The sequence below is a fragment of the Rhodanobacter sp. KK11 genome (assembly GCF_033345435.1).
Classification (GTDB): Bacteria; Pseudomonadota; Gammaproteobacteria; order Xanthomonadales; family Rhodanobacteraceae; genus Rhodanobacter.
Genome location: NZ_JAWPMI010000001.1, coordinates 295,788 through 312,814 on the forward strand (window position 1 = coordinate 295,788; position 17,027 = coordinate 312,814).

At 68.6% G+C, this 17,027-nt stretch carries 10 protein-coding genes; 8 read left to right on the forward strand and 2 right to left on the reverse strand.

Annotated features, from left to right (window positions below; genetic code table 11):
• The first annotated feature begins 33 nt into the window (after window positions 1-33).
• The 6 genes from R5H19_RS01285 to rpoH all read left to right on the forward strand — a co-directional run bounded on the left by R5H19_RS01285 (window position 34) and on the right by rpoH (window position 6,278).
• On the forward strand, window positions 34-1,785 hold the full coding sequence (locus R5H19_RS01285) for a DEAD/DEAH box helicase (RefSeq protein ID WP_318157160.1): 1,752 nt from the start codon (window positions 34-36) through the stop codon (window positions 1,783-1,785).
• A 111-nt stretch (window positions 1,786-1,896) separates the two neighbouring features.
• Window positions 1,897-2,574 (forward strand): cell division ATP-binding protein FtsE, encoded by a 678-nt coding sequence (gene ftsE, locus R5H19_RS01290; protein WP_318157161.1) that lies wholly within the window; start codon window positions 1,897-1,899, stop codon window positions 2,572-2,574.
• Window positions 2,571-3,551: a permease-like cell division protein FtsX gene (gene ftsX / locus R5H19_RS01295; protein WP_318157162.1), complete on the forward strand. Its 981-nt coding sequence runs from the start codon at window positions 2,571-2,573 to the stop codon at window positions 3,549-3,551. The genes ftsE and ftsX overlap by 4 nt, the downstream gene beginning before the upstream one ends.
• A gap of 139 nt (window positions 3,552-3,690) precedes the next feature.
• Window positions 3,691-4,533 (forward strand): response regulator, encoded by an 843-nt coding sequence (locus tag R5H19_RS01300; protein WP_318157163.1) that lies wholly within the window; start codon window positions 3,691-3,693, stop codon window positions 4,531-4,533.
• Complete coding sequence (gene ung, locus R5H19_RS01305) at window positions 4,530-5,252, forward strand: uracil-DNA glycosylase (RefSeq protein WP_318157164.1); 723 nt, start codon at window positions 4,530-4,532, stop codon at window positions 5,250-5,252. The genes R5H19_RS01300 and ung overlap by 4 nt, the downstream gene beginning before the upstream one ends.
• Before the next feature lie 159 nt (window positions 5,253-5,411).
• The gene (rpoH, locus tag R5H19_RS01310) at window positions 5,412-6,278 is read left to right on the forward strand and encodes an RNA polymerase sigma factor RpoH (RefSeq protein ID WP_318157165.1); all 867 of its coding nucleotides are present in this window, start codon (window positions 5,412-5,414) and stop codon (window positions 6,276-6,278) included.
• An 87-nt stretch (window positions 6,279-6,365) separates the two neighbouring features.
• On the opposite strand, the gene R5H19_RS01315 is transcribed toward rpoH, so the two are convergent.
• Both R5H19_RS01315 and R5H19_RS01320 read right to left on the reverse strand, forming a co-directional pair.
• The gene (locus R5H19_RS01315; RefSeq protein ID WP_318157166.1) at window positions 6,366-7,766 is read right to left on the reverse strand and encodes a S41 family peptidase; all 1,401 of its coding nucleotides are present in this window, start codon (window positions 7,764-7,766) and stop codon (window positions 6,366-6,368) included.
• 128 nt (window positions 7,767-7,894) lie between these two features.
• Window positions 7,895-9,115, reverse strand: coding sequence for a peptidoglycan DD-metalloendopeptidase family protein (locus tag R5H19_RS01320; RefSeq protein ID WP_318157167.1), 1,221 nt, complete (start codon window positions 9,113-9,115; stop codon window positions 7,895-7,897).
• A gap of 392 nt (window positions 9,116-9,507) precedes the next feature.
• On the opposite strand from R5H19_RS01320, the gene R5H19_RS01325 reads away from it, so the two are divergent.
• Together R5H19_RS01325 and gltB are read left to right on the forward strand one after the other, a co-directional pair.
• Complete coding sequence (locus tag R5H19_RS01325; protein WP_318157168.1) at window positions 9,508-12,303, forward strand: TonB-dependent receptor; 2,796 nt, start codon at window positions 9,508-9,510, stop codon at window positions 12,301-12,303.
• 247 nt (window positions 12,304-12,550) lie between these two features.
• Window positions 12,551-17,005 (forward strand): glutamate synthase large subunit, encoded by a 4,455-nt coding sequence (gene gltB, locus R5H19_RS01330; RefSeq protein ID WP_318157169.1) that lies wholly within the window; start codon window positions 12,551-12,553, stop codon window positions 17,003-17,005.
• Window positions 17,006-17,027 lie beyond the last annotated feature (22 nt).

Below are 17,027 nucleotides of genomic sequence, written 5' to 3' on the forward strand. Positions count from 1 at the left end.
CCGCCGCCGTCAGGCAAGGTCAACCATCCGCATATGTCACAAACCGTACTTACCGACACCTTCTTCGCCAACTTCGATCTTCATCCGCTGCTGCAGCAGGGCCTGGACGACAGCGGCTTCACCCGCTGCACGCCGATCCAGGAAATGACCCTGCCACCGGCGCTGGCCGGGCGCGACGTCGCCGGCCAGGCGCAGACCGGCACCGGCAAGACCTGCGCCTTCCTGGTCGCGCTGATGAACCGCCTGCTCACCACCCCGGCGGTGGCCGAGCGCAAGGACAGCGACCCGCGCGCACTGGTGATCGCGCCCACCCGCGAACTGGCCATCCAGATCGACAAGGACGCGCGCAACATCGGCCGCCACACCGGCCTGAAGACCGCGTTGATCTACGGCGGCGTCGACTACGACAAGCAGCGCCAGCAGCTGAAGGACGGCTGCGACATCATCATCGCCACACCCGGCCGCCTGCTCGATTACCACAAGCAAGGGGTCTTCAGCCTCAACAGCGTCGAGGTGATGGTGATCGACGAGGCTGACCGCATGTTCGACCTCGGCTTCATCAAGGACGTGCGCTTCATCTTCCGCAAGCTGCCGCCGCGCGAGCAGCGCCAGGTGCTGCTGTTTTCCGCCACGCTCAGCCACCGCGTGCTGGAGCTGGCCTACGAGCATATGCACGAGGCCGAGAAGCTGGTGGTGGAAAGCGACCACGTCACCGCCGACAAGGTGCGCCAGCTGGTCTACTTCCCGGCCAAGGAAGAGAAGATGCCGCTGCTGCTGAACCTGATCGACCGCCACCAGCCGAGCCGCAGCATCATCTTCGTCAACACCAGGGCCGCCGCCGAGCGCGTCACCGAGCGGGTCAGGCGCCACGGCTGCCGCGTCGGCGCGATCTCCGGCGACGTGCCGCAGCTGAAGCGGCAGAAGCTGCTGCAGCGTTTCCAGGATGGCCAGCTCGACATCCTGGTGGCCACCGACGTGGCCGCGCGCGGCCTGCACATTCCGCACGTCAGCCACGTGTTCAACTACGACCTGCCGCACGAGGCCGAGGACTACGTGCACCGCATCGGCCGCACCGCGCGGCTCGGCGCCGAGGGCGACGCGATCAGCTTCGCCTGCGACCTGTACGCGATGAGCCTGCCGGACATCGAGACCTACATCGGCCAGAGCATCCCGGTCGCCGCGATGGAGCCGGAGCTGCTGGTGATGCCCAAGCCGCACGCGATCGACCCCGAGTTCGCCGCCAATGCCGCCGCCGACAGCGCCGCGTTCGGCGATGTGGTGGCGCCGCGGCCGGGCGAGAAGCCGCGCCGCCGGGGTGGTCCGGGGCGTGGCAACGAGCACGGTGGAAACAGCGGCGGCATCGCGCGCCCGCCGCGCGAGCGCCGGCCGGCGGTTGGCGGCGGCGAAACTGCTGCCGCAACGGTCGCCGTGGCCGCGCACAAGACCGGCGCGCCCCCAGCGGCCGACGGTAGCGAGGCCGCCGAAGGCCCGCACAAGCCGCGTCGTCGCCGTGGCGGGCGCAACCGCCGCCGCGAAGGCACGCCTACCGATGGCGTGGCGACGACCGGTCGCCAGCCCGCGGTCGCCGAGGGCAATCGCTTGCCGCGCGGCGAGCGCCGCCCGCCGCGCGAGCGCGTGGCGGCCGTGGCCAACGAGGCCGCCTCTGTCGTCCACAACCGGCCGTCGCGGCAGGTCGCAGTGACCTCGGGCAAGGCTGTCGAGCATGCCCATCCGAAGAAGCCAGGCCTGTTCCGCCGGCTGACCCGGCTGTTTACCGGGCGCTGAGTCTGCCGGTCGCCGTGATGCGGGTTCGCGGCGACCGGAAGTCCGCATCTTGATGCCCGCTTCCCTTATCCTTGCCGTCGATACGACGACACGCAGGTCCGGGGACGCGCGGTGATCCAGTTCGATCAAGTCAGCAAGCGCTACGAGGGCGGCCACGAGGCGCTCTCGCAGCTTTCGTTCGAGGTGCCGACCGGCGAGATGGCCTTCGTCACCGGGCATTCCGGTGCCGGCAAGAGCACCCTGCTCAAGCTGCTGGGACTGATCGAGCGACCCTCGCACGGCACGATCAGCGTGGACGGCAGGAGCCTGACGAAGATCCGCCACAGCGGCATCCCGAAGTGGCGCCGGCAGGTCGGCATGGTGTTCCAGGACCATCGCCTGCTGATGGATCGCAGCGTGTTCGCCAACGTCGAGTTGCCGCTGGCGATCGGCGGCGTCGCCCGCGCCGAGCGCGCGCGGCGGGTGCGCGCGGCGCTGGAGAAGGTCGGCCTGCTCGCCTACGAGCGGCAATTGCCGGTGACATTGTCCGCCGGCGAGCAGCAGCGCGTGGGCATCGCCCGTGCGATCGTGGCGCGTCCCGCGCTGCTGATCGCCGACGAGCCCACCGGCAACCTCGATCCGCAACTGGCGGTGGAGATCATGGGCCTGTTCGGCGAATTCCAGCAGATCGGCACCACCGTGCTGGTCGCCAGCCACGACCTGCCGCTGATCAAGCGCATGAAGCGGCGCGTGATCGTGCTGGACCACGGCCGCCTGGTGGCCGACCTGGCCGCGCAGGAGGTGCTGTGAACACGTCGACGGAGACTCTGCACGTGTCGGCGGATGCGCCGCAGCGCAATGGCCACAGCCGCGGCAACCGCTTTGCCAGCTGGCAGGAACATCACCGCTGGAGCGCGGCGTCCAGCCTGCGCCGGCTCGCCTCGCGCCCGCTCGGCAGCCTGCTCACGATCGCGGTGATGGGGCTGGCACTGGCCCTGCCGCTGGCGTTCTACCTGCTGCTGGGCAATGTGCAGCAGCTTGGCCAGGCGCTCGGCCAGAGCCAGGCGATCAGCGTGTTCCTGCAGCCGGGTCAGGCCGCGCCGCAGGCACAACTGCTCGCCAAGCAACTGGGCGACCGCCCCGAAGTGGCCGCAGTGACGGTGAAGACGCCGCAGCAGGGCATGGACGAACTGGCGCAGATGCAGGGTTTCTCCGGCGCCTTGCAGACGCTGGACGACAACCCATTGCCGTACGTGCTGCAGCTGCAGCCGCGCGCCGGCGCGAGCGCGCACGCGCTGGAGCAGCTGGTGGCCGACGTGCGCGCGCTGCGCAGCGTGGAGCTGGTGCAGGACAGCGGCAACTGGCGGCAGCGGCTGGACGCCCTGCTCGGCGTGGGCAACCGCGTGGTGCTGGTGCTCGCTTCGCTGCTGGCGCTGGCGGCGCTGCTGGTGGTCGGCAATACGATCCGGGTGGACATCGCCAGCCGCAGCGAGGAGATCGGCGTGCTGCTGCTGGTCGGTGCCAGCGGTGCGTTCGTGCGCCGGCCCTATCTCTACGCGGGAATCTGGTACGGCCTGTTCAGCGGCATCCTGGCGGCCTTGCTGGCGGTACTGATCGAGCTGGCGCTGGCCGCGCCGGTGGCGCGGCTGAGCCAGGCTTATGATGGCAAGCTGCAGGTCGGCGGCCTGCCGCCGTGGTTGCTGCTGGCGGTGCCGCTGGCCGCCGCGGCGCTGGGCTGGCTCGGCGCGCGACTGGTCAGCGCGTGGCAATTGCGCAAGGCGGCGTGACAGTCTTGTGGCGTGGTGACGTGAATCGCAGCGCTCGAACCGTATCCGGTGCACTATTCCCGGTTGCAGCGGCTGCAGGGGGCGTGTCCGCAGGTTCATCGGCAAGGGATCGCCGCGGATCGGGTAGGTGAGCTAAGGAATGAGTACGAATATCAGCAGCCGTCTGCTGACCGAGGCGCCACGGGTGCTGGTGGTCGACGGCTCGCGCGTGGTGCGCCAGTTGATCAGCCGCGTGCTGCAGGCCGAGCTGCCCGGCGTCGAGGTGGTCGGTTGCGGCAGCGGCGCCGAGGCGCAGCAGGTGCTCGGCGACGGCGTATTCGACTTCATCACCATCGCGCTGCGCCTGCCCGACATGGATGGGTTGGAGCTGGCGCGCTTCGTGCGCGAGTCGGCGCCGCAGGCCTACGTGCCGATCGTGGTGGTTTCCGGTGACGTGGACGACCGGCTGCACCGCCGCTCGCTGGGCGAGCACGTCACCGACTACTTCGACAAGGCGCTGGGCTTCCAGGCGCTGGCCGAGTTCATCCGCGGCTATGTACGGCCCGAGAACACCGCCGAGGGCGTGGTGCTGTACGTCGAGGACAGTCGCGTGGTGGCGCTGGCAACCCGCCGCATGCTGGAGAAGATCGGCCTCACCGTGCGCCACGTGGTCAGCGTGGAGGATGCGCTGGCCTTGCTGGAAACCTCGAAGGCGCAGGGCGAGGTGGGCGCCGACGTGGTGCTCACCGACGTCAGCCTGAAGGGCGAGCTCACCGGTGGCGATCTGCTCGAGCACATCCGTGGCGAGTTCGGCTACGGCAAGGGCCGGCTGCCGGTGCTGGTGATGACCGGCGACGAAAACCCGGCCAACCAGGCCGCGCTGATCAAGGCCGGTGCCAACGATCTGGTCGAGAAGCCGGTCGAGGAGAAATTGCTGGTGACCAAGCTGCTGTTCCAGCTGCGCGTGGCGAAGCACCTGCGCGGGCACGCGGCCGAGGCATGAGCGACGCGGCGCGGATCAGGCTGGAACCCTCGTGGAAAGAGCGCATCGGCGATTACCTGCTGCGCCCGGAGATGCAGGCGCTGGCGGCGTTCCTGCGTGCGGAGAAGCAAGCCGGCAAGCGCATCTACCCGCCCGGGCCGGAGATCTTCGCCGCGTTCGCGCACACGCCGTTCGACGCGGTGCGGGTGGTGATCCTGGGCCAGGACCCGTACCACGGTCCCGGCCAGGCGCATGGCCTGTGCTTCTCGGTGCGCCCCGGCGTGCCGGCGCCGCCCTCGCTGGTGAACATCTTCAAGGAGATCCAGCGCGACCTTGGCATCCCGCCGCCCGATCACGGCTGCCTCACGCCGTGGGCCGACCGCGGCGTGCTGCTGCTCAACAGCGTGCTGACAGTGGAGGAAGGCCGCGCGGGCTCGCACCAGGGCAAGGGCTGGGAGGGTTTCACCGACGCGGCGATCGACGCGCTGAACCGCGAGCGCGACGGCCTGGTGTTCCTGCTGTGGGGCAGTTATGCCCAGCGCAAGGGCCAACTGATCGACACCCGCAGGCACTGCGTGCTGAAGAGCGTGCACCCGTCGCCGCTGTCTGCCCACCGCGGTTTCCTCGGCTGCGGCCACTTCTCCGCGACCAATCGCTACCTCGAGGCCCACGACCAGGCGCCGATCGACTGGTCGCTGCCGTCGCGAGCCGCATTGCAGGGCGGTTTCGTGCCGGCTTGAGGCCCGTCGGGCCGGCCGTACGTCGGGTCGCCTGCCGCACTGGACAAGTCCGGCACAAATGTGTACTATTGAGTACATTAAAGCGCGGAACCAAAGCCGTGCTTTAGCACTCCAACCAGTCGAGTGCTAAACTTCGATGTCATGCAGGAGGTTCCATCCATGTCCCAAGCCTTGGTGACCGCCAACTTCCCGCTGCCCAGCGTCGTCGGCAGCCTGGATGCGTACATTTCCGCGGTCCATCGCATTCCGGTGCTGAGCCAGGAAGAGGAGCAATCGCTGTCGCGCGACTACCTCGAGGAATCCAATCTGGAAGCGGCCAAGAAGCTGGTGATGTCGCACCTGCGCTTCGTGGTGCACGTGGCGCGCGGCTATTCCGGCTACGGCCTGCAGCTGGCCGACCTGATCCAGGAAGGCAACATCGGCCTGATGAAGGCGGTCAAGCGCTTCGACCCCGACCAGGGCGTGCGCCTGGTCAGCTTCGCGGTGCACTGGATCCGTGCCGAGATGCACGAGTTCATCCTGAAGAACTGGCGCATCGTGAAGGTCGCCACCACCAAGGCGCAGCGCAAGCTGTTCTTCAACCTGCGCAGGAGCAAGAAGCGCCTGGGCTGGATGAACGCGGCCGAGGTGAGCGTCGTGGCGAAGGACCTGGGCGTGCCCGAGGCGACCGTGCGCGAGATGGAGTCGCGCCTGTCCGGCCGCGACATCGGTTTCGAGGCTCCGGTCGATGCCGACGACGACGCCAAGCCGGCGCCGGCGGCGTTCCTGGTCGACGACGGCGCCGACCCGTACGAGAACGTGGCCGACGAGGATTACGCCGACAACCAGATGGAGACGCTGAGCGACGCGCTGGACCAGCTGGATCCGCGCTCGCGCGACATCATCCAGCGCCGCTGGCTGGACGACGGCAACAAGGCCACGCTGCAGGACCTGGCCGACGAGTACGGCGTGTCCGCCGAACGCATTCGCCAGATCGAGGCGAACGCAATGAAGAAGATGCGCGGCCTGTTCGCGGCGGTGGCCTGAGCCGGCGCGTCGCGGTTCGGCGGACCGCATGGACAAACGGCCCCGCGAGGGGCCGTTTGCGTTTCTGCGCCGTTCAACGCACCGACATCAGCGCCGCACGCCGGCGGGCTGGCGCAGCGCGATGCCCTTGAGCACGTTCAAGGCCTGCGACAGCGCGTAGTCGCTGGTCGCCAGCTTGGCGTCGGCGGCGCTGCCATTGTCGTCGATGTCGACAGCGGCCTTGGCTTTCTCGTTGGCCAGGTGGTTGGGCAGGTCGGCCTCGGAGCTGATCAGCACCGGTCCACGGTCGGATTCGTTCACGGTGAGGTCGGCCAGGGCGATGTCGGGCTTGATGCCTTCGGCCTGGATCGAGGTGCCATTCGGCGTGTAGTAGCGCGCGGTGGTGATCTTCACCGCGTGGTCGGCGTCCAGCGGCAGCACCGTCTGCACCACGCCCTTGCCGAACGTGCGCTGGCCCATGATCAGTGCGCGATGGTTGTCCTTCAGCGCGCCGGAGACGATCTCGGCGGCGGAGGCAGTGCCGTTGTTGGTGAGCACGATCATCGGCGCGCCGGCGAGCTGGTCGCCGGGATGCGCCTTGAAACTCATGTTCGCGTCCTGCAGCCGGCCGCGGGTGGTGACGATGGTGCCCGCGTCGAGGAAGTCGTCGCTGACGCCCACGGCCGCGGTGAGCAGGCCGCCGGGGTTGTTGCGCAGGTCGAGCACGGCGCCCTTTGGTGCCCCGTTCTTCGCGATCAGCTGGCCCAGTTTCTTCTCCAGGTCGGCGGCGGTGTCGTCCTGGAACTGGCTGATGCGCACGTAGACGTAGCCCGGTTCCAGTTCGCGCACCTTGACGCTGCTGACGGTGATGTTCTCGCGCACCAGATGCAGGTCGATCAGCTTGTCGCTGTTCGGGTGCACGATGGTCAGGTCGACCTTGCTGCCCGGTTTGCCGCGCAGCTGCTTGAACATCTCGTCCACGTTCTGCGCGTCGATCAGGGTGCCGTTGATCTTGACGATGCTGTCGCCCGGCCTGATGCCGGCACGCGCCGCCGGGGTGTCGTCGATCGGCGAGACGATGCGCAGGCCGCCGTCGACCTGCAGCACCTCGATGCCGAGGCCGCTGTACTCGCCGGTGGTGTCCTCGTTGAGCTGGACCAGGCCGTCCTTGTCCAGGTACTCGCTGTGCGGATCGAGGCCGCTGAGCATGCCGGTGATGGCCGCCTTCATCAGGGTCTTGTCGTCCACCTTCTCCACATAGGCCTGGCGCACCACTTCGTAGACACGGCTGAAGTTGCGGATATCGTCCAGGTCCACCTGGCCGGGGGAGCTGGCGGCGGCTGGCGCGTCGGCGTTGCTGCTGGCGGCCGGCAGCTCGACCGGCGGCGCCACGCTGGCGGCGTTGGCCGGGGCGCTCTGCGCGCAGGCATCCGGCGTGGCCAGCAGGAATGGAACGGCGAACAGCAGGACCGCCATGCCGATCGTCGGACTACAGGTGGAAAGGCGCATGCGTGTGACTCCGTACAGCAGGCATCGCCGCGCCGGGGCGCGGCGACGGGGAAAGGGTCGGGTGTGAGACAACCGGACGCCGGAGTAATTCAGTGTGAACCTGTTCCCGCGGTGCGGCCATGGCCGGGTCAACGCCGCTGGCTCAGCCAGCGGCGTGGATCGACCGGTTGGTTGTTCCGGCGCAGCTCGAAATAGGCGCCCGTGTTGACGCCGGTGGGCGGACTGGCGGTGCCGATCGCCTGGCCGGCCTCGACCTGGTCGCCGACGCCGTACAGCAGCGTCTCGTTGTTGCCGTACATGCTCATCCAGCCGTCGCCGTGGTTGAGGATCAGCAGCATGCCGTAACCGCGCAGGAAGCCGGCGTAGATCACCCGGCCGCGCGCCACGGCGTGGATCTCGCTGCCGCCCGCTGCCTTGATCAGCACGCCGTTGCCGTAGCTGTTGACCACGCCGCTGGCTGGCCACGGCAGGTTGCCGCGGATGTCGGTGCCGGCGCTGCCGACTTCGAGCGGCGGCGGCTTGTGACCCGGGCGTTTCCTGGCTGCCGCGGCACGCTCGGCGGCGGCGCGCGCGGCGGCTTCGTCGATGGCTTTCTGCAGCTTTTCGAGCAGACTGTTGAGTGCCTGCGCGTTCTGTTTCAGCGCGGCCAGCCGCTGCGCCTGGTCCTTGTACCGGGCGTCGGTTTCAGCGGCCAGCTGCTGCTGTGCGGCCCGCTGCCGGGCCAGCACCGCGGCCTGCTGCTCGCGCTGGACCCTGGTCGCCTGCAACGCCTGCTGCTCGGCAGTGATCGTAGCCTCCAGTTCCTGCAGCCTGGCCAGGTCGGCCATCAGGCGTTGCACCCGCTGCACGCGGTCCTGCTGGAAGTATTTCGAGTACGCCAGCGCGCGGGCGATGCGCGCCACGTCCTCGTCGCCCAGCAGCAGGCGCAGGTCCGAACCGTGGCCGAGCGCGTAGGTGGCGCGCAGCAGGTCGGCGATCGCGGCGCGCTGGCTGTCCAGCGCCTGCTTCAGGGTGCTGCGCTGCTGCTGCAACTGGTCCAGTTGCTGCTGCTTGGCCGCCAGCTCGGCATCGGTCAGGCGTACCGCGCGTGCCGCATCGGCCAGCGCATTGGCTTGCCTGGCCAGTTCGGCGTTGACGCTGTCGCGGCGGGCGGCGGTGTCGGCCTGCTCTTTCGCGAGCGTTTCCATCTTGTGGCGCAGGTCGGCCAGTTTCTGTTTTGCCTCGGCCTGTTCGCTCCTGCTCCTGTTGTCCTGGCGGGCCAATGCCGGGGCGGTCAGCAGGGCACCCAGGAACACGATGCTGACCAGTTGGCGAAAGGAAAGATGAAGAAAGCGTGCGGGCTTGGGCATGCGGTCGATTATCCCCGAGCGGGGTGGCGGGGGCGAGACAGGGAAGTTCCGCTTCCGGCGGTGCGTCCGGCGCTTTGAATGCGGTGTTTGCTTGCGACGGTCCGCGAATGCCGGATCGGGTGAAATGCCCGGTCCGATGCGCTTTGGCCACCGCTGGCGCGGACCGTCGAGCGCAAGATCATGCATTAGCCTGAATATGTAAAAACTTACGATTAATTAGTGACTTGTGCAGATGTTATGCGGGTGATAAACCGCGCTGGCGAAGAGGCCTTCCCCCGCTCGTGGCCTTTCGCAGGCTGTCGAAGCCGGCCCCCCACCCCAGTTGCCTGCTTCTTCATGGCCCGATCCGGACCGAGCGCATCGTGATTGCTCCGCTAGTGGAGGGTATGTTCATGAAACGCACGCTTGTCATTTCGCTGGCGGGTCTGGCCCTGACCCCGATCGCCGCCGCCCTCGCGCAGACCACGCAGACCACCGAGACGCCACCGGCGCAGAGCACGCCGCAGACCCCGGCCAATACGCAAAACCCGCCGCCGAGCGGACAGAACGTGCAGAACCTGCAGACCATCACGGTGACCGGTTCGGCGATTCCGCGCATTGATCTGGAGACGCCCTCGCCGGTGACCACGATCACCGCCGCGCAGATCCAGCGCAGCGGCCTCACCACGCTGTCCGACGTGGTGCGGGCGGTTTCGGCCGACAACAGCGGCTCGATCCCGAATGCGTTCGCCAACGGTTTCGCGGCCGGTGCGTCGGGCGTCGCCCTGCGCGGCCTCACCGTGAACTCCACCCTGGTGCTGATCGACGGCCATCGCGTCACCAACTATCCGGCGGCCGATGACGGCCAACGTACCTTCGTCGACCTGAACACCATCCCGCTCGCTGCGGTCGAGCGCATCGAGGTGCTGAAGGACGGCGCCTCGTCGCTGTACGGCGCCGACGCGATCGCCGGCGTGGTCAACGTCATCATGCGACCGAGTTTCAAGGGCGTGGAAGCCACCGCCAGCGTGGGCACTTCGCAGCACGGCGGCGGCTTCACCCGCAAGGCCACGTTGCTGGCCGGCGGCGGCGACCTGGACAAGGATCGCTACAACGGCTACCTGAGCGTGCAATACCAGAAGGACAACGTGATCCGCACCAATCAGCGCGGCTTCCCGTTCAACACGGCCGACCTGACCTCGCTGGGAGGCCCGGGTCTGGGTGGTCCGGCGGCCCGCGCGGGCGGCATCAATGGCGCCATCAAGCCGAACGATGGCAGTGGTCTTTGGCAGCCGCTGAGCGCCTGCACCTCGGGCCCGCTGGTCACCGACGCCACCGGCAGCTACTGCCGTTTTGACCCCGTCAATCTGTATGGCCAAATCCAGCCGGCGATGGAACAGGGTGGCATATCCGGCCGCTTCACCATCAAGCTGGACGACACCACCACTGCCTACCTGGACGCCAGCTACATGGAGGCGAAGACCTGGGCCCCTGGTGGACCGCGTACGATCCAGAACAGCACGCCGCACAACCTGAGCGGGATCACCCTTCCGGTGGGCAATCCGTCGAATCCGTTCGCGGTGCCGGCGCTGATCAGCTACAGCTTCGGCGACATCCCATCGGGCTTCAACTTCAACAACCACAGCGCCCGCATCGTGGGTAATGTCAGCGGCCAGCTCGCCGAGTGGAACTGGAATGCCGCCCTGGTGCTCAACCATGCCTGGCTGAGTACCACGCAGTACGGCTTCCTCAGTTATCAGCCCCTGCTCGATGCGGTGGCCAACGGCACCTACAACTTCGTCAACCCGTCGGCCAACTCCGCCGCCGTGCGCGCCTCGCTGGCGCCGGGCTACGACAAGACCTCGACCACCGACATGGACTCGCTGGACCTGAGTGCCAGCCGCTCGCTGTGGGATCTGCCGGGAGGCTCGCTGGGCCTGGCCGTGGGCGCCCAGTTCCGTCACGAGGCGCAGAACGACCCCACGCTCAATCCGAACTTCCAGTTCCAGGGGCTGGGCAACGCGCAGACCAAGGGCAGCCGCGATGTGAGCGGCGCGTATGCCGAGCTCTACCTTCCGCTGCTGCAGTCGCTGGAGGCCGACGTTTCGGGTCGCTACGACCACTACACCGACGCCGGCAACAATTTCTCGCCGAAGCTCGGCATCAAGTACAAGCCGTTCGACTGGATCGCCTTGCGCGGCACCTGGTCCAAGGGCTTCCGCGCGCCGTCCTTCGCCGAGAACGGCTCGAGTTCCGCGCAGGGCTTCATCACCTATACGCCGCCATCGGCGTTCCAGGCGCTGCACGGTGGCAGTCCGTACGTGACCATTCCGTACGGTCTGTCGGAATTCACCCTGGCCAACAAGAACATCAAGCCGGAGAAGTCCAAGAGCTTCACGTTCGGCGTGGTGCTGCAGCCGACCAGCTGGCTGAACGTCTCGCTCGACTACTACAACATCAAGAAGTCCAACCTGATCGTGCAGGCCGATACCTCGGCGGCATTGGCCAACTACTACGCCGGCACGCCGCAGGCGCCAGGGGTGACGGTGATTCCCGACCTGCCTGACCCGGATCATCCGAACGCCCAGCCGCGTCCGTCCGAGCTGATCGGCTCGTACCTCAACGCGCAGTCGCTGAAGACCACCGGCGTCGACCTGGATGTGCAGGCGCATTTCGACTTCAGCGACAACCTGCACTACATCAGCGAGCTGACCGGCACCCAGATCTTTCAGTGGAAGGTCAGGTTCCCTGACGGCACGGACCAGAGCTACGTGGGCACCCAGGGCCCCTACAACCTGTCGTCGGGTGCCGGCACGCCGCGCAGCCGCGCTTCGTGGGCGAATACGCTGATGTACGGGCCGTTGACGGTCACCGGTACGCTGTACTTCACCAGCAGCTACAAGAACATCGCGGCGGACGTGGGCGTGCTGGGCCTGTTCGACGGCGATTGCCTCTCGACCCGGCCGGATAATGGTTTGAACTTCCCGGCGAGTTGCCGAGTGGGTCCGACCTACGACTTCGACCTGACCGGCAGCTACGCGATCAACGACCACGTCAGCATCACCGGCTCGATCATGAACGCGTTCGACAGGAAGCCGCCGTTCGATCCGTCGAACTACGCCGGCGCAGGCTCCAACTACAACCCGACCTGGTCGCAGGCCAATGTCGTGGGGCGCTTCTACAACCTGGGCGTGAAGGTCAAGCTGTAACCGGCGATCCGCTCCGCCGTGTGGCGGAAAGCCGCGGTTCGAGGCGGCGCTCCGGGAAACCGGGGCGCCGCCTTCGTTTGTGCCGCCAGGCGGGCCATGGCCTGGCGGCGGTCGGCGGATGGAAGTCTAGCCGTCCAAACAAATATTTTGACGCATCGCAGCAATTGTGGTTTAGTCGGAACCGCTCCTGCGCAAAACGATCGGTGCCGCCGGCATCGCGGCAGTCTGCGCAGCCCGGAGGGGTGAGATGGCGGCAAGCGGCACGGCGACGTTGTACGACCCGGCTTTCGAGCACGACAGCTGCGGTTTTGGCCTGGTGGCGCAGGTCGACGGGCGCGCCAGCGCCGCGCTGGTCGATACCGCGTTCGCCGCGCTGGCGAAACTCTCCCACCGCGGCGGCGTCAACGCCGACGGCGTCAGTGGCGACGGCTGCGGCGTGCTGGTGCATCGTCCGGCGGACTGGCTGCGTGCGTTGGCGGCGGCCGACGGCATCGCGCCGGGCGAGCGCTTTGCGGCGGGGCTGGTGTTCCTTGATCCGGCTGGCGGCGAGACGACGGCGATCGAATTCGAGCGACACCTGACCGAGGCCGGGCTGACCCTGGCCGGTTGGCGTGAGGTGGCGATCGACCCGCAGGCCTGCGGACCGCTGGCCTGCGCCACCCGCCCGCGTGTGCGCCAGGTGTTCGTGAATGCCGCGCCCGGGATGGACGACGATGCGTTCGAGCGCGCGTTGTTCCGCGCGCGCCGCCGTGCCGAGCAGGCGCTGCGGGACGATCCGCAGTTCTACGTGGTGAGCCTGTCCGCCCACGTCATCGGCTACAAGGCGATGGCTGCGCCGGGCCGGTTGCGCGAAGTGTTCGCCGACCTGTCGCATACGGCGTTGGCCAGCGACGCGGTGGTGTTCCACCAGCGCTTCTCCACCAACACCACGCCGCAATGGCGGCTGGCCCAGCCCTTTCGCCTGCTCGCGCACAACGGCGAGATCAACACCATCCGCGGCAACCGCCGCTGGATGCAGGCGCGCGAGGCGGTGCTGCGTTCGCCGCAGATCGACCTCACCGACATCGGCCCGCTGGTACGCCAGGACGGTTCGGATTCGGAAAGCCTCGACAACGCGCTGGAAGTGCTGCTGGCCGGCGGCCTGGACATGCTCACCGCGATGCGCGTGCTGGTGCCGCCGGCGTACGCCGCGCGCGAGGATCTGGACGAGGACCTCAGCGGCTTCTACGAGTACTACGCGCTGCACAGCGAGCCGTGGGACGGCCCGGCCGGGCTGGTGATGTGCGACGGCCACTACGCGGCGTGCACGCTCGACCGCAACGGCCTGCGCCCGGCGCGCTGGGCACTGTCCGACGACAACCTGCTGATCGTCGCTTCCGAGGCCGGCCTGTGGGACGTGCCGGCCTCGCGCGTGGTGGCCAAGGGTCGGCTCGGTCCGGGCCAGATGCTGGCGGTGGATTTCGCCGGCAAGCGCCTGCTGCACGACGCCGACATCGATGCGATCAACCAGGGTCGCGCGCCGTTCCGCGATTGGCTGCGCGCCGGCGTGAGCTACCTCGAATCGGACCTGATCGACCCCAGCCTCGCCGCCGAGCCGCTGCCGGCGGCCGAGCTGCGCTGCTACCAGAAGCTGTACGGGCTCAGCCGCGAGGAACGCGAGAGCGTGCTGAAGGTGCTGGCCGAGACCGAGGCCGAGGCCACTGGCGCGATGGGCGACGACACCCCGGTGGCAGCGCTGTCGCGCCAGGTACGGCCGCTGTTCGATCGCTTCCGCGAGGGCTTCGCCCAAGTCACCAACCCGCCGATCGATCCGCTGCGCGAGCGGCTGGTGATGTCGCTGGTCACCCAGTTCGGCCGCGAGGGCAACCTGTTCGAGCTGTCGGCGGACAACGCGAAGCAGATCCTGCTGAACTCGCCAGTCTGTTCGCAGCGCAAGCTGCGCCAGTTGCTGGCGCTGCCGCAGTTCGCCCACGCCACCGTGCAGATCGACCTGTGCTATCCCGCCGGCGAGGGGCTGGAGGCGGCGCTGCGCCGCTTCTGCCGCGAGGCCGAGCAGGGCGTGCGCGGCGGCGCCGGCATGGTCTTCATCACCGACCGCTACCCCCGCAGGGACACGCTGCCGGCGCACGCGTTGCTGGCCGTCGGCGCGATCCATGCGCATCTGGTCGAGCGCGGCCTGCGCTGCCAGTGCAACCTGCTGGTGGAAACCGCCACCGCGCGCGACGCACACCAGTTCGCCTGCCTGATCGGTTTCGGCGCCACCGCAATCTACCCGTGGCTGGCCTACCAGAGCCTGTTCGAGCTGGGCCGCGACGGCCACATCAGGCGTGGCGACGGTACGCCGCGCGAGATCGGCCGCAGCTACCGCCGCGGCATCCGCAAGGGGCTGCTGAAGATCCTGTCGAAGATGGGCATCTCCACCATCGCCGGCTATCGCGGCGCGCAGTTGTTCGAGATCGTCGGCCTGGCGCCGGAAGTGGTCGCGCTGTGCTTCGCCGGCACGCCGTCGCGCATCGGCGGCGCCGGCTTTGCCGATCTCGAGCACGACGCGCGCCTGCTCGCCGCCGAAGCGTGGAACGAAGCGCAGCCGCTGCGCGCCGGCGGCATCTACAAGTACGTGCACGGCGGCGAGTACCACATGTACAACCCCGACGTGATCGACACGCTGCAGGCCGCCGTGCGCAGCGGCGCAATGGCCGACTACCGCCGCTACGCGCAGCACGTCGACGCGCGCCCGCCGTCCGCACTGCGCGACCTGCTGCTGCCGCAGCCGGCCGGCGCGCCGGTTCCGCTGGACGAGGTCGAGCCGGTCGAGGCGATCCTCAAGCGCTTCGACTCGGCCGGCATGTCGCTCGGCGCACTGTCGCCGGAAGCGCACGAGGCGCTGGCGATCGCGATGAACCGGCTCGGCGCGCGCAGCAACTCCGGCGAGGGCGGCGAGGACCCGGCACGCTACCGCACCGAGAAGAGTTCGAAGATCAAGCAGGTCTCCTCCGGCCGCTTCGGCGTTACCGCCGAGTATCTGGTCAACGCCGAGGTGCTGCAGATCAAGATCGCGCAGGGCGCCAAGCCCGGCGAGGGCGGCCAGCTGCCCGGGCACAAGGTCAACGAGCTGATCGCGCGGTTGCGCTACGCCAAGCCCGGCATCGGCCTGATCTCGCCGCCGCCGCACCACGACATCTACTCGATCGAGGACCTGGCCCAGTTGATCCACGACCTGAAAGAGGTGAATCCGGCGGCGCTGATCTCGGTGAAGCTGGTCTCGCACGCCGGCGTGGGTACGGTCGCCGCCGGCGTGGTCAAGGCCGGCGCCGACCTGATCACCATCTCCGGCCACGACGGCGGCACCGGCGCCAGCCCGCTCACCTCGATCAAGTACGCCGGCACGCCGTGGGAACTGGGCGTGGCCGAGGCGCAGCAGACGCTGCGCCGCAACGGCCTGCGCGGCCGCGTGCGGCTGCAGACCGACGGCGGCCTGAAGACCGGCCTCGACGTCATCAAGGCGGCGCTGCTCGGCGCCGAGAGTTTCGGCTTCGGCACCGGCCCGATGGCGGCGCTGGGCTGCAAGTATCTGCGCATCTGCCATCTCAACAACTGCGCCACCGGCATCGCCACGCAGAACGAGACGCTGCGCCAGGATCACTTCACCGGCCTGCCCGAGATGGTGATGAACTACTTCCGCCTGCTCGCCGAGGACGTGCGCGGCCATCTGGCCCGGCTCGGCGTGCGCAGCCTCGGCGAGCTGGTCGGCCGCAGCGAGCTGCTGCGCCAGGCCGAAGGCAGCACGCCGGTGCAGCGGCAGCTCGACCTGTCGCGGCTGATCGCCGCCGACGGCCTCGGCGCGGGCGTGGACAGCGCCTGCACGCTGCCACGCAACCCGCTGCGCGACGAGGCGGCGCTGGCCACGCGCATCGCGCACGATGCCGCGCCACTGGTCGAGCTGGGTGCGGGCGGCACCTTTCGCTACGCCATCGCGAATACCGACCGCGCGATCGGCGCACGGCTGTCCGGCGACGTCGCGCGCCGCTGGGGCGACCACGGCATGCCCGAGCCGATCACCCTGCAACTGGAGGGCAGCGCCGGGCAAAGCCTTGGCGCGTGGAACGTCGGTGGCGTGCAGATCGAGCTCACCGGCGAGGCCAACGACGGCGTCGGCAAGGGCATGGCCGGCGGGCGCATCCTCGTGCGGCCGCCGCCCGAGTCGCCGTTCGCCAGCCAGGACGCGGCGATCCTCGGCAACACCTGCCTGTACGGCGCCACCGGCGGCGAACTGTTCGCCGCGGGCCGCGCCGGCGAGCGCTTCGGCGTGCGCAACTCCGGCGCGCTGGCGGTGATCGAGGGCGCCGGCGACCACTGCTGCGAGTACATGACCGGCGGCGTGGTCGCGGTGCTCGGCGCCTGCGGGCTCAACTTCGGCGCCGGCATGACCGGCGGCTTCGCCTACGTGCTCGACCTCGAACGCAACTTCGTCGACTGCTACAACCACGAGCTGGTCGACATCGTGCGCATCACGCCGGAAGGCATGGAACACCACATGCAGCACCTGCGCAGTCTGATCGCGCGCCACGCCGAGCTCACCGCCAGCGCCTGGGCGCAGCGCCTGCTGGGCGATTTCCGCGGCCTGCTGCAGCGTTTCTGGCTGGTCAAGCCGAAGGCGGCGAGCCTCGCTGCGCTGGCCGACGAGTTGCGGAGGGCGGCATGAAGAATCCCGCTGCGTCAGCTCT

Excerpts from the sequence above, each read along its gene's own strand:
- R5H19_RS01315 (WP_318157166.1), bottom strand. The coding sequence starts at position 7,766 with ATGCGCCTTTCCACCTGTAGTCCGACGATCGGCATGGCGGTCCTGCTG.
- ung (WP_318157164.1), top strand. The coding sequence starts at position 4,530 with ATGAGCGACGCGGCGCGGATCAGGCTGGAACCCTCGTGGAAAGAGCGC.
- R5H19_RS01320 (WP_318157167.1), bottom strand. The coding sequence starts at position 9,115 with ATGCCCAAGCCCGCACGCTTTCTTCATCTTTCCTTTCGCCAACTGGTC.
- rpoH (WP_318157165.1), top strand. The coding sequence starts at position 5,412 with ATGTCCCAAGCCTTGGTGACCGCCAACTTCCCGCTGCCCAGCGTCGTC.
- gltB (WP_318157169.1), top strand. The coding sequence starts at position 12,551 with ATGGCGGCAAGCGGCACGGCGACGTTGTACGACCCGGCTTTCGAGCAC.
- R5H19_RS01285 (WP_318157160.1), top strand. The coding sequence starts at position 34 with ATGTCACAAACCGTACTTACCGACACCTTCTTCGCCAACTTCGATCTT.
- R5H19_RS01300 (WP_318157163.1), top strand. The coding sequence starts at position 3,691 with ATGAGTACGAATATCAGCAGCCGTCTGCTGACCGAGGCGCCACGGGTG.
- R5H19_RS01325 (WP_318157168.1), top strand. The coding sequence starts at position 9,508 with ATGAAACGCACGCTTGTCATTTCGCTGGCGGGTCTGGCCCTGACCCCG.